Origin of the sequence: Yersinia artesiana, from assembly GCF_902726545.1 — a bacterium.
In the GTDB taxonomy this organism is placed as follows: domain Bacteria; phylum Pseudomonadota; class Gammaproteobacteria; order Enterobacterales; family Enterobacteriaceae; genus Yersinia; species Yersinia artesiana.
This window is the reverse complement of sequence record NZ_CACVAD010000027.1, coordinates 1-12,813: the sequence shown is the minus strand read 5'-3', so window position 1 is coordinate 12,813 and position 12,813 is coordinate 1. Positions and strand designations below refer to the sequence as shown.

Here is a 12,813-nt window from a genome sequence, read left to right as displayed (position 1 = left end):
TGTTTCATAAAAATAAGTGTTTAAGAGGTTGTTATGTTATTAATTTTACGCACGGTGCTGGCAGTTTTATATTGTGTTCTGGTGTGTGTGTTTGGTTCGATTTATTGCCTGTTTCGCCCACGAAACCCGCGTAATCTCGCCACGTTCGCCCATCTCTTTGGCCGGATGTCAGTGTTATTTGGGATTACCGTTGAACAGCGGATTCCGGCGGAAGCAGCGAACTACGGGACCTGCATTTACATCGCTAACCATCAAAATAACTACGATATGGTCACGATGTCTAATGTGGTTCAATCCGGCACCGTTACCGTGGGTAAAAAGAGCTTGTTGTGGATACCGTTATTTGGCCCATTGTATTGGCTGACGGGCAACCTGCTTATTGACCGCGATAATCGCGCCAAAGCACATGGCACTATTGCTCAAGTGGTTGAGCAAGTGAAAAAAAAGAACGTTTCTATCTGGATGTTCCCTGAAGGGACGCGTAGCCGTGGCCGTGGCTTGCTGCCGTTTAAGACCGGAGCCTTCCATGCCGCTATCGCCGCTGGGGTGCCCATTGTGCCAATCTGCGTATCCAGCACCAATAATATCAAGTTAAACCGTTGGTCAAATGGCAAAGTTATTGTAGAAATAATGCCACCCGTTGACACCACTGGTTATGGCAAAGAACGTGTGCGCGAGTTGTCAGAGCATTGCCGCAATTTAATGCTGGCTAAAATTGAGCAACTCGATGCAGAAATTGCCCAACAGGCAGCAACTGAAAAATAATCTATTCGTTGTTTGCCGTAGGTTGATTCTGCATTGATTATTTTGCCTGAATCTATTTTTTATTTTTATTTAAACGACTCTGGTCGTGAGCGTTTTGCCGTCCTTCAGCGTTATTCGCAGTCAGGCAAAATTTTGCAGTAGGTTTGATTGTGGTTTTCACGGAGAAGATATGTCACTCAGTCGTCGCCAGTTCATTCAGGCTACGGGCTTAGCGCTAGGCGCGGGTTCGTTGCCATTGAGGGCACAGGCTAATAGTACTCAGCAACCCTCGTTACCTATTCCACCTTTACTGGAATCTCGTCGTGGCCAACCGCTGTTTTTGACGCTACAGCGGGCGCATTGGGCATTCAGTGGCAGGCAGAAAGCTGCGGTATGGGGTATCAACGGGATGTATTTGGGGCCGACCGTTCGGGTGTACAGCGGTGATGATGTTAAGCTCATTTACAGCAACCGCCTGACTGAGCCGGTATCCATGACGATCAGTGGGTTACAGGTGCCGGGCACGTTAATGGGGGGGGCTGCTCGCATGATTTCCCCTGGCGTCGATTGGTCACCGGTTTTGCCTGTACGTCAGCCTGCTGCAACCTGCTGGTATCATGCCAATACGCCTAACCGCATGGCACCCCATGTTTATAATGGGCTGGCGGGTATGTGGCTGGTGGAAGATGAAGTCAGCAAAGCGCTGCCATTGCCAAGTCATTACGGCGTTGATGATTTTCCAATTATTATTCAGGACAAGCGGCTTGATAACTTTGGTGTGCCGGAATATGACCCGCCAGCCAAAGGTGGCTTTATCGGCGATACCTTGCTGGTTAACGGGGTACAAAGCCCGTTTGTCGAAGTTTCCCGTGGTTGGGTGCGCTTACGTTTACTCAATGCGTCCAATGCCCGCCGCTATACCTTGCAGTTGAGTGACGGCCGCCCACTGCATGTGGTGGCCAGTGATCAAGGTTTCCTGCCTGCGCCAGTCGCGGTACAACAGCTTTCACTGGCTCCCGGTGAGCGGCGTGAAGTGGTTATCGATATGTCGCAGGGTAGCGAAGTATCAATTACGGCGGGTGAGTCAGCCGGGATTATGGACCGGCTGCGTGGGCTATTTGAGCCATCGAGTATTTTAATTTCCACTTTGGTGCTGACATTAAAACCGACCGGTTTGCTGCCGTTGGTCACTGATAATCTGCCAATGCGTTTGCTCTCTGATCAGATTCTGGATGGCAGTGTGGTGCGTAGCCGTGAGTTCCGCCTGGGGGATGACCTGCCGGGAATCAATGGTGCTATCTGGGATATGAGTCGGGTCGATGCTCAAGCACAGCAAGGGACTTGGGAGCGCTGGACCATACACGCAGATATGCCGCAAGCATTCCATATACAGGGCGTCTCGTTCCTGGTGAAAAATGTGAATGGCGCACCGGCGATGGCTGAAGATCGCGGCTGGAAAGACACTGTCTGGGTTGATGGGAGTGTGGAGTTGCTGGTGTACCTCAATCAGGTTTCTTCCGAGCATTTCCCATTCCTGTTCTACAGCCAGAGCCTTGAGATGGCCGATCGTGGCTCTGCGGGGCAATTGGTGACTCAAGCGGCACCGACGCTCGGTTAATAAGAATGGGATCATTGTTTCGGTGAATAATCGTCCGGTGATCCTGTTTTAACTGATAGTGTTAATCACATGATCAAAAGATATATCCTTCCTCTTTTCATGGATAAATGCGTATAATCGCCGCCCGGTGATGATTTCTTAACCCGAACCACCTCAACTTTCCCCAATTCAAAGAGTGTTGCCATGAGTACCAGCCTGATCCAGCCAGAGCGTGACCTGTTTTCTTATCAGCCATATTGGGCTGAATGCTATGGCACTGCGCCATTTTTACCGATGTCTCGCGCAGAAATGGACATATTAGGTTGGGATAGCTGCGACATTATTGTTATCACCGGTGATGCTTACGTTGACCACCCCAGCTTTGGTATGGCTATTATTGGCCGCATGCTGGAAGCTCAGGGCTTCCGGGTGGGAATCATTGCTCAGCCTGATTGGACCAATAAAAACGATTTCATGCGATTGGGAGAGCCGAATCTGTTCTTCGGGGTTACTGCGGGCAATATGGATTCGATGATCAACCGCTATACCGCTGATCGCAAGTTACGCCATGACGATGCTTATACGCCGGATAATCAAAGTGGTAAGCGGCCAGACCGTGCCACGTTGGTGTATAGCCAGCGCTGTAAAGAAGCCTACAGCCATGTGCCGGTTTTGCTTGGTGGTATTGAAGCCAGCTTGCGCCGTATTGCTCATTATGATTATTGGTCGGATACTGTGCGCCGCTCGGTTATCGTCGATGCCAAAGCCGATATGCTGGTGTACGGCAATGGTGAACGGCCTCTGGTTGAAGTCGCACACCGCTTGGCGGCGGGTGAGAAGATTGCGGATATTCAGGACGTTCGTAACACTGTTGTGATGCGCAAAACCGCACTGCCGGGCTGGAGTGGTGTGGATTCTACCCGGCTGGATAAACCGGGCCGTATCGAAGCGATTCCTAACCCTTATGGCGATGATTTACCCTGTGCGACAGACAGTATTCCAGAGCCGGAAGCCAAACCTATTACTGTGCGGGCTGCCAAACCTAAGCCTTGGGAAAAGACCTATGTCTTGCTGCCCTCTTATGAAAAAGTGAAAGCAGACAAAGTGCTGTATGCCCACACCTCGCGGATTTTACATCATGAAACCAACCCCGGTTGTGCGCGGGCTTTGATGCAAAAACACGGCGACCGCTATATCTGGATTAACCCGCCGGCAATCCCGCTCAGCACCGAAGAAATGGACAGCGTTTTTGCCCTGCCTTATCAACGTGTGCCGCATCCCTCTTATGGGAAATCGCCGATCCCGGCTTACGATATGATTCGTTTCTCGATTAATATCATGCGCGGTTGCTATGGCGGTTGCTCGTTCTGTTCAATTACCGAACATGAAGGGCGCATTATCCAGAGCCGTTCTGAAGATTCCATCATTCGTGAAATAGAAGAAATTCGCGATAAAGTTCCTGGTTTTACCGGCATTATCTCTGATCTGGGTGGCCCGACAGCCAACATGTATATGCTGCGTTGCCAGTCGCCGCGCGCCGAACAAACTTGCCGCCGCGCATCTTGTGTTTATCCTGAAATCTGCCAGCACATGGACACAAACCATGAGCCGACCATTTCGCTGTATCGGCGAGCGCGTGATTTGAAAGGGATTAAAAAAATCCTGATTGCCTCCGGTGTCCGCTATGACTTGGCAGTAGAAGATCCTCGTTATATCAAAGAATTAGCCAGCCACCATGTGGGCGGTTACTTGAAAATAGCCCCAGAGCACACTGAAGAAGGGCCTCTTTCAAAAATGATGAAACCGGGAATGGGCAGCTATCAGCGCTTTAAAGAGCTGTTTGATACCTATTCCAGGCAGGCGGGTAAAGAGCAATATTTGATTCCGTATTTCATCTCGGCTCATCCGGGAACCGAAGATAAAGATATGGTCAATTTGGCGCTTTGGTTGAAGAAAAACCGCTTCCGTTTGGATCAAGTGCAGAACTTCTATCCATCACCGTTGGCTAACTCCACCACCATGTATTACACCGGCAAGAACCCGTTGAGCAAAGTGGACTACAAGAGTGAGGATGTGGTGGTACCGAAAGGGGATCGTCAGCGTCGGTTGCATAAGGCATTGCTGCGTTATCATGATCCTGCCAACTGGCCGATGATCCGCACAGCATTAGAAGATATGGGGTTACAACATTTGATTGGTAGCCGCCGTGAATGTTTGGTTCCGGCTCCGACGCTGGAAGAACAACGCGAAGCACGTCGGGCGTATCGTCAGCATACGCCAGCGCTGACCAAGCACACCTCGATCACGCGTCAGCGACAGCCGGGTAACCGAACAAATGGTGCTCCAGCAGGTAAGGCTCCTGCGAGTAAAGCACCTTCGGGCAAAGCGGCGCAGACAACGACAGGCAGTTCAGCGCCGAAGACGACAGGCAACAAAACCGGCGCAAACAGAGCGCCGGTGAATAAACCTTCCGGTGGTGCAGGCAGAGGGAAAGCCAGGCATTAAACTAGCGGTCAGATCCGAAGACATCCGGGTCTGGCCCCAGCCGTTTGCCGCTATCCAATTTCGAAATTGCCGTCAGTTCATCTTTGTGCAATTTAAAATCAAACACTTCAAAGTTCTCTCTGATACGCGCCGGTGTCACCGATTTTGGAATCACAATTAACCCGCTGTCCAGATGCCAACGGATCACTATCTGTGCTGGCGTTTTGCTGTATTTCTGCGCTAATTGACGGATAACTGCCTGATCAAAAACACCATCGCCGCCTTGGGCCAGCGGACTCCAGGATTCTGTCGCAATATGATGTGTGGCATTCCAGGCATGGATTTGCCGTTGCTGTAGTAAGGGGTGAAGCTCAATCTGATTGACGGTAGGCGCAACGCCAGTTTCATCAATTAAGCGCTGTAGATGGGGGATATTAAAGTTACAAACGCCGATGCTGCGGATCAACCCTTGCTCTTTCAATGCGATCAGCTCGCGCCAGGCACTGACATAACGATCTTGTGTTGGATCTGGCCAGTGGATCAGATAGAGATCCACATAATCGAGCTGAAGTTTTTTCAGACTCTCTTCCAGTGCTTGTTGCGGATTATCCTGGTCGCTATTCCACAGCTTAGTGGTGATAAATAGCTCATCACGGGCGACATGTGCTGCTTTCAGTGCCTCACCAACACCCTCTTCATTTTTATAAATAGCCGCAGTATCGATTGATCGATAGCCGACTTCCAGCGCCTTGCTGACAGCAAGTTGTGTTTCTTCAATACTTGCTTGCCAAACGCCAAGGCCGAGTTGTGGCATCAGATTTCCATCGTGCAATTTGATAATGGGTTGCGTCGCCATATTTATCTCCTTAGCATGCATACCCTTCGGATTCACAGTTGCAGGGAGGTCTGCAACTGTGATGTCTTAGGGTAGTGATTGGGCTGTATCAGCCTGAAGCCGATGATGTAAGTTTAGTCGTGATTGCTCTGCTTATTAGTTTCAGCAGAAATCGCTCAAAGCCAAACTGTAAATAACGATATGCTTTGCCTCGCCACATTTCACCAAGCTATCTTTTAGACCGCAGCTTCGTAGATACGTTTGCTATCGGCTAAAGTGATATCACCGTGCTCACCAAGCGCAGTCATACCGTGCTCTTCTAGCTTTTTAATGAGATCAGGAATGGTGCTACCATCCAGCTTGTAAGCGGACAAACGAGTGGCGACACCCATGCTTTCAAAGAAATCACGGGTCGCGTCAATGGCAGCATTAATGCGTTGTTCTTCACTACCGCCGTGCAGCCCCCAAACACGTTCTGCGTATTGCAGTAATTTGGCGCGTTTTTGCTGCTTCTTCGCCACCAACAAAGCCGGTAATACCACCGCTAATGTTTGTGCATGATCCAGCCCGTGACGTGCGGTCAGTTCATGGCCCAGCATATGTGTCGCCCAGTCCTGTGGGACACCTGCACCAATCAGACCGTTTAATGCCATGGTCGCGCTCCACATAATGTTGGCACGTACATTGTAATTTTTAGGGTCGCTTAAGGCTTTCGGGCCGTCTTCAATCAGGGTTAGCAACAAGCCCTCAGCAAAGCGATCTTGTACTTTGGCATCAACTGGGTAAGTCAGATATTGTTCGATAGTGTGAACAAAAGCATCGACCACGCCATTGGCGACCTGACGCGGTGGTAAAGTATAAGTCACCTCTGGGTCCAGCACGGCAAATAGCGGCTGTACATGAGCAGAGAAGAAATGCTGTTTATCACCGGTGCTACGGCGGCTGATAACCGCGCCATTGTTAGCTTCAGAGCCGGTAGCAGGTAAGGTCAACACTGACCCCATCGGCAGAGCTTCTTTGATATCGCTGCCAGTAGTTTCCAGAATATGCCACGGGTATTGTGGATAATTGACGGCTGCAGCGATAAATTTAGTGCCATCTAATACAGAACCGCCACCAACGGCCAGCAGGAAAGTAATTTTTTCTTTCCGGCAAACCTCAACCGCTTTCATCAGGGTTTCATAGGTAGGGTTCGGCTCAATGCCACCAAACTCCAGGAAATCAAAGCCTTTCAGCGCTTGGTGAACCTGATCGAGCACACCATTTTGCTTAATGCTACCGCCGCCATAGGTAATCAAAATACGTGCATTAGCAGGAATTTCTTTATTCAGTTGCGCGATTTGACCAGTTCCGAACAGCACTTTAGTTGGGGTATGAAGGGTGAAATTTTGCATGATTTGTCTTCCAGCGTTGGGTAATGAACAATAAGAACTAAAAGATTAGCTTATGGCGCAAGCGTTATTTGCCGCCGTGTCAGTGATAGCCATTGTCGGCAACTTAGTGCCATACCTCAATGCACATTCCTGCCTTGCTCTTGCCTATTTCTACAAACCGCTGTAGAAAACACGCAAAATACTGCACAATTTATGTCGGATCGTTTCAGATGGCAGAAGCAGGCGAGGGCGCAATGGTTGAGGTTACTGATATCCAGGCACAGATGGCAGGGATGATTGCAGGTCTGGCTCAAGGCAATGGTTTAACCCCCAGTGCGGTGCCAAAAGTAAAAATTCTGTACTCCACCGTGCATCAACCGCGCACGCCAGTGATGTATACCCCGAGTGTGGTTATTATTTTTCAGGGCCATAAAGTGGGTTATCTGGGTAGCAAGGTGTTTCAGTACGATCCGAAGAACTACCTGATTTTGACAGTACCGTTGCCGTTTGAATGTGAGACTTTCGCCAGTCCGGAAGTACCACTAGCCGGTATCTCTATTCATATAGACAGTCAGATGTTACAGGATTTGATTATAGATATTGGGGATGACGAGTTAGACAAACCTTTCGGCAATGCCTCTGGCGTTAACTCATCGATGCTGACTGAAGAGATGCTATGCGCCACCGAGCGGCTGCTGGATGTGATGTCTAATCCCCGTGATGCCAGGGTGCTTGGCCCGCAAATTGTGCGAGAAATTATCTACTACGTGCTATGTGGTCAGTGTGGTGGGGCATTGCAGGCATTAGTTCATCGCCACGGACATTTCAATCAAATTACCAAGACATTACGGCGTATTGAAAATCAGTTTGCAGATAACCTGAATGTCGAGCAATTGGCTGCTGATGTGAATATGAGCATCTCGGCGTTTCATCATAATTTCAAAGCGGTGACCAATACCTCTCCGCTGCAATACTTGAAATCTTACCGCTTGCACCGCGCGCGCATGATGATATTGCACGATGGACTGAAGGCCAGCACCGCTGCAAATAAGGTGGGATATGAGAGCGCTTCACAGTTTAGCCGTGAGTTTAAACGCTATTTTGGCCTTACGCCGAGTGAGGAAGTTGCCAAACTGCGTACTAACTGAGGTGATATCTACACAAAACGGCGCACTGAGCGCCGTTTAGCTGTTCGAGCGGAAAAGATTACTCAGTCACACTTTTACGTTTACACCAAACCAACACCAGCGTGCCAACCAGCCCTACCAGTAACAAGACAATCGGCAAAATCATCAATGCGGTCATGACTTGATTTTCATAGTGCTTAACCAGCGGAATATGGCTAAGTGCAAAACCCAGCCCCACAACACTCCCCACCCATAGCAGCCCGCTGAGCCAGTTAAAGAACTGAAAACGTGTGCTGTTTAAGCCGGAAATGCCTGCCAGAGTCGGTAATAAAGTCCGCACAAAAGCCAGGAATCGGCCAATAATCAGCGCCGCCAAACCGTGGCGCACAAACAGGTTATGGGCACGCTGGCGATAGTGAACCGGCAGTTGTAACAGCCACCTTTTCACCACTTTGGTATCTCCCAACCACAACCCTTGCAAGTAACTGAGCCAACAACCCAGGCTGGCCGCGGCGGTGAGAATTATCATGGTGGGTAAGAACCCCATGACACCCTTGGCAATTAATGCACCCGCCAATAGCAACAAGCTATCACCGGGGAGGAAAGAAGCCGGTAGCAAACCATTTTCTAAAAAGAGGGTGGTAAAGAGTATGCCGTAAATAACCCAAATCACATTCGGGTCGGCAAGTTTACTAAAATCCTGCTGCCATAAGGCATGAAGGATTTCGCGTAATACATCCATTTCTGTTCCTGTTTGCCTATCGTGTGAGGATATTGTTGTCTAGTGTATCCGTAATGGCGCTGAACCACATTGATCTTATCCTCAATAACCAAATTTTTGCGGGTATATATACGTGCTGTTGATACTATTTGTGTAAGAGAGGATTAATGCGCGGGTATTGTCACCGCGCATTAACAAACCATATTGTTCAGAAATGATTACTGCGTAGCTTTGATGCGTTCAAACCCAGCGGTTAAATCGTCCTGCAAATCCTGCACATTTTCCAGTCCAATGTGCAGACGGAACAGTGTACCTTTGATTCCCTCACATTCGTATCTGCGGATTGCCCGGATATCTTTGGGCTGATAACCCAGAATCAAGGATTCAAATCCACCCCATGAGAAAGCCATACTGAAATGGGTAAAGTGGTCGAGATAGGCCTCTAACTGCTGCTGAGTTAACTCTTCTTTTAATTCAAAAGAAAACAAACCATTACAGCCGGTGAAATCGCGTTTATAGAATTCATGTCCTTTACAGCCAGGCAGTGCAGGGTGATAAACCGCCGCAACTTCCGGTCGCTGTGCCAGCCAGTTGGCGATTTCGATACTGTTTTTTTCGTGCTGTTTTAAGCGCACACCCAGCGTACGTAGGCCTCGGCTGGCAAGATAAGCGGTATCGGCATCCACCATTTGCCCCATCAGGTATGAGTCTTCCCGCAGTTGCTCCCAACAACGCTCATTGGCAACCGCAATCCCCAGCATGGCATCGGAATGACCAATAATGTATTTAGTACCTGATTGGATGGAGATATCAATATCAAAATCCAATGCTTTAAACAGCACCCCAGCCGCCCATGTATTGTCCATCATGATAATCATCTCAGGAGCAACCGCACGGATAGCTTTCACAATGGCGGGGATATCTTGTACTTCCATGGTGATGGAGCCAGGTGATTCAAGGAAAACTACTTTGGTTTCCGGTGTGATTAATGAGGCTATCTCTGCGCCTATCATAGGATCAAAATAAGTGGTGGTGATATTCATGCGCGATAAGATTTTATCGCAAAAACTTTGCGCCGGTTCATAGGCCGAACCAGTCATCAACACGTGATCGCCGCTGGAAACAAAGGACAAAATGGCATTGCTGATAGCCGCGGCACCACAAGGATAAAGCACACAACCTGCGCCACCTTCGAGTTCGGTCATCGCTTCTTGCAAGGAGAAGTGGGTTAACGTGCCTCTGCGGCCATAGAATAACTCGCCATTGCCGCGATTAATCGTGGCATGCTTTTTCGCTTTCACCGAGTCGAATACCAGAGAAGAGGCGCGCTGAATAACGGTATTGACCGAGCCTTGGGTGAATCTCTTACTCCTGCCCGCGCTCACTAAGGTTGTTTCCAGTTTTTCTGTCGTAGGTTTATTTGCAGACATGTTGCGTTGCCACCTTCTTATCAGCGTGTCCATTATTCTATGGTCAGCATTCATTATATGGATGTATTTATTCCTTACGTTAGCATGATGATTGTGGTGTGAGAGCAGCTTTTACCATGAAAAAAACTCAATAGGGCGACTCGCTGTTTTCTGGTGGTTTGCGATGGAAAAATGTTGTGTAAGTGGCGAAATAGGGGATTTATTAAGGTGTTGTTGCGAAGTGATGCCTTATTGATGTGAGTGTACTTTATGCAATTAATCCTTTTTTATCTTTACATCGCGTGTCATTCAGTCTTTACAGCCAGGAACAGTTACCCGTTTATCCTACTGCGTAGCTCCTGATATCAGGGCAATTCTTATTTTTTCTCAAAAAATAGGCGCAAATACTAATGATAATTACTATCAATCCCCCATTTGTTTGATATGATCGGCAGCTGATTTCGTCCTTAAATTGATCTGTATATTGGGTGGAGGCACAGCGTGAAAACAGCTGGCAAAAAGATTAAAGATAAATCATTCGTGCAAGGCCGAATGATGAAAGGCGCGATGGCATTATTGCTGGTGGCAGGTTTAACCAGTCATGCATTCGCCGCGCCAGGCAACAGTGGTGCAGTTGCTGCATCTGTTACAACATCAACAACGGCAACATCGACGCCATTACCTGCGCCAGAAATCACCCCAGTCGCGGCAACTCCTGCTAATGCAGATGCTGTTGCCCCTGCCGCATCAGCACCAGTGGTTCAGCCACTAACGGCACCTGCACCACAAGGGCTGGCAATGGACCTCTCAGTCTGGGGCATGTATCAACATGCCGACGTGGTGGTTAAAGGCGTAATGATCGGTCTGGTACTGGCGTCCATCGTGACCTGGACTATTTTGTTCTCCAAAGGCACCGAGTTATTCCGTGCACGTCGCCGTTTGCAGCAAGAGCATGAGGTTATCGGCGCGGTCACTGACCTTGATACTGCGTCAGAGCGGGCAGAGGCTTTTTCTCCTGATAGCATCAGCGGCCTATTGCTGCGTGAGGCGCAAAATGAGCGTCTGCTATCGGCAGAATCGAACGATAACAACGGTATTAAAGAACGTACCGCTTTCCGTTTGGAGCGCCGTGTGGCTGCCATCAGCCGCCAAATGGGTAAAGGCAACGGTTTCCTGGCAACCATCGGTGCTATTTCTCCGTTTGTCGGCTTGTTTGGTACGGTTTGGGGCATCATGAACAGCTTTATCGGTATTGCCCACTCACAAACAACCAATCTGGCAGTTGTTGCTCCAGGTATTGCAGAAGCATTGTTGGCGACAGCACTCGGCCTGGTTGCCGCAATTCCAGCGGTGGTTATCTATAATATTTTCGCTCGCTTGATTGGGTCTTACCGTGCTCAGGTTGGGGATGTCGCTGCACAGGTATTATTACTACTGAGCCGTGATCTTGATTTGAGCAGCAGCGCTGAAGCAAAGTCTCCTAAGCAACCTCATCAATTGCGTGCGGGGTGATTTATGGCCATGCGGATGAACGATAACCTTGATGAAAGCGGTGAACTGCACGAAATTAACGTGACACCTTTCATCGATGTCATGCTGGTATTGCTGATTATCTTTATGGTGGCAGCGCCATTGGCAACAGTTGATATCAAAGTTGATTTGCCAGCATCTTCAGCGGTACCACAGCCGCGGCCAGAGAAACCGGTATTTCTGACTGTTAAGGCTGATAATCAGCTTTATGTCGGCGATCAACAGGTAGACCGCGATACACTGGCGGCTGCGCTGGATAAAGTGACCCAATCAAACAAAGAAACCACCATCTTCTTCCAAGCGGATAAAGTGGTGGATTACGAAACGCTGATGAGTGTGATGGATGCACTGCGTAAATCAGGTTATCTCAAGGTTGGGTTAGTTGGCATGGAAGCGGGCGGCGCGAAATAATCAAAACAGGCGCGGTGAATGTCGCCGCGTCTGACATTAATCTTTTGGCGTATTACGGCCGACTTCACGAACTTCTGTTGCACCTAATGCCTGACGAAGGTCGGCTTCTAACTCATGGGCATTGTATGCCTCATAATAATTGCCTTCTCCAACACACTTTTTCCAATCAATGCTACCTGAATCATCTGCTGAGTATCCAATAGCAATAAATGTCATTCTGATATTATTTAGTTTTATTTTATTGCACATTCCTTTTACTATAAGTGTTTTTGTTACGTCATATTGAGAAACACTATCCTTACCATCAGATAAAATAACCATTAGTTTATTATTATTTGTACTGTCTGATTCTCTCAGTAATTTATTACCAGTTAATATCCCAGCGCTTATTAATGTATCCCCGATTGGCTCAAATACCTCTATATCACTCAAACTATCATTAGTATCATTTAGCACTAAAGAATGTGCTTCAGAATTTTTTAGACAAAAACTTTTCAGGAATATATCGCTCATCGGAATATCAATTGTAGTTGAGTCGTTTATTATTGAATTAATGGTTTCTGTATAGTCAATGTTTTTAGC

General features: G+C 48.4%; 10 protein-coding genes and 1 pseudogene. 6 read left to right on the top strand and 5 right to left on the bottom strand.

The annotated features are described in order from the left end of the window. Nucleotides 1-33: 33 nt before the first annotated feature. From HU019_RS10960 to HU019_RS10950, 3 genes are all read left to right on the top strand, one after another. On the top strand, nt 34-765 hold the full coding sequence (locus tag HU019_RS10960) for a 1-acylglycerol-3-phosphate O-acyltransferase (protein WP_005174094.1): 732 nt from the start codon (nt 34-36) through the stop codon (nt 763-765). Nucleotides 766-934: 169 nt separating this feature from the next. Then, entirely contained in the window at nt 935-2,362 is a 1,428-nt protein-coding gene (gene ftsP / locus HU019_RS10955; RefSeq protein WP_174848825.1) for a cell division protein FtsP, read from the top strand. 183 nt (nt 2,363-2,545) lie between these two features. Continuing rightward, on the top strand, nt 2,546-4,846 hold the full coding sequence (locus HU019_RS10950) for a YgiQ family radical SAM protein (RefSeq protein ID WP_174848827.1): 2,301 nt from the start codon (nt 2,546-2,548) through the stop codon (nt 4,844-4,846). A gap of 1 nt (nt 4,847) precedes the next feature. Here HU019_RS10950 and dkgA read toward each other — a convergent pair whose 3' ends face one another. Then, nucleotides 4,848-5,681: a 2,5-didehydrogluconate reductase DkgA gene (gene dkgA, locus HU019_RS10945; RefSeq protein WP_174848829.1), complete on the bottom strand. Its 834-nt coding sequence runs from the start codon at nt 5,679-5,681 to the stop codon at nt 4,848-4,850. A gap of 215 nt (nt 5,682-5,896) precedes the next feature. Beyond that, nucleotides 5,897-7,054 (bottom strand): alcohol dehydrogenase, encoded by a 1,158-nt coding sequence (gene yqhD, locus HU019_RS10940; RefSeq protein ID WP_174848831.1) that lies wholly within the window; start codon nt 7,052-7,054, stop codon nt 5,897-5,899. 233 nt (nt 7,055-7,287) lie between these two features. On the opposite strand from yqhD, the gene HU019_RS10935 reads away from it, so the two are divergent. Continuing rightward, on the top strand, nt 7,288-8,181 hold the full coding sequence (locus HU019_RS10935) for an AraC family transcriptional regulator (protein ID WP_174848894.1): 894 nt from the start codon (nt 7,288-7,290) through the stop codon (nt 8,179-8,181). A gap of 58 nt (nt 8,182-8,239) precedes the next feature. On the opposite strand, the gene HU019_RS10930 is transcribed toward HU019_RS10935, so the two are convergent. Together HU019_RS10930 and metC are read right to left on the bottom strand one after the other, a co-directional pair. Continuing rightward, nucleotides 8,240-8,902: a DedA family protein gene (locus HU019_RS10930; protein ID WP_005160739.1), complete on the bottom strand. Its 663-nt coding sequence runs from the start codon at nt 8,900-8,902 to the stop codon at nt 8,240-8,242. Nucleotides 8,903-9,099: 197 nt separating this feature from the next. Continuing rightward, entirely contained in the window at nt 9,100-10,311 is a 1,212-nt protein-coding gene (metC, locus tag HU019_RS10925; RefSeq protein ID WP_174848833.1) for a cystathionine beta-lyase, read from the bottom strand. A 480-nt stretch (nt 10,312-10,791) separates the two neighbouring features. On the opposite strand from metC, the gene exbB reads away from it, so the two are divergent. Further along, a complete protein-coding gene (exbB, locus tag HU019_RS10920; RefSeq protein ID WP_174848834.1) occupies nt 10,792-11,802 on the top strand; it encodes a tol-pal system-associated acyl-CoA thioesterase in 1,011 nt (336 codons plus the stop codon). Nucleotides 11,803-11,805: 3 nt separating this feature from the next. Beyond that, nucleotides 11,806-12,231 carry a TonB system transport protein ExbD gene (gene exbD, locus HU019_RS10915; protein WP_004390102.1) on the top strand — a complete coding sequence of 142 codons (426 nt, stop codon included), beginning with the start codon at nt 11,806-11,808 and terminating at the stop codon, nt 12,229-12,231. Nucleotides 12,232-12,267: 36 nt separating this feature from the next. Here exbD and HU019_RS10910 read toward each other — a convergent pair. Beyond that, a pseudogene (locus HU019_RS10910) lies at nt 12,268-12,813 on the bottom strand (VWA domain-containing protein); the annotation flags it as partial.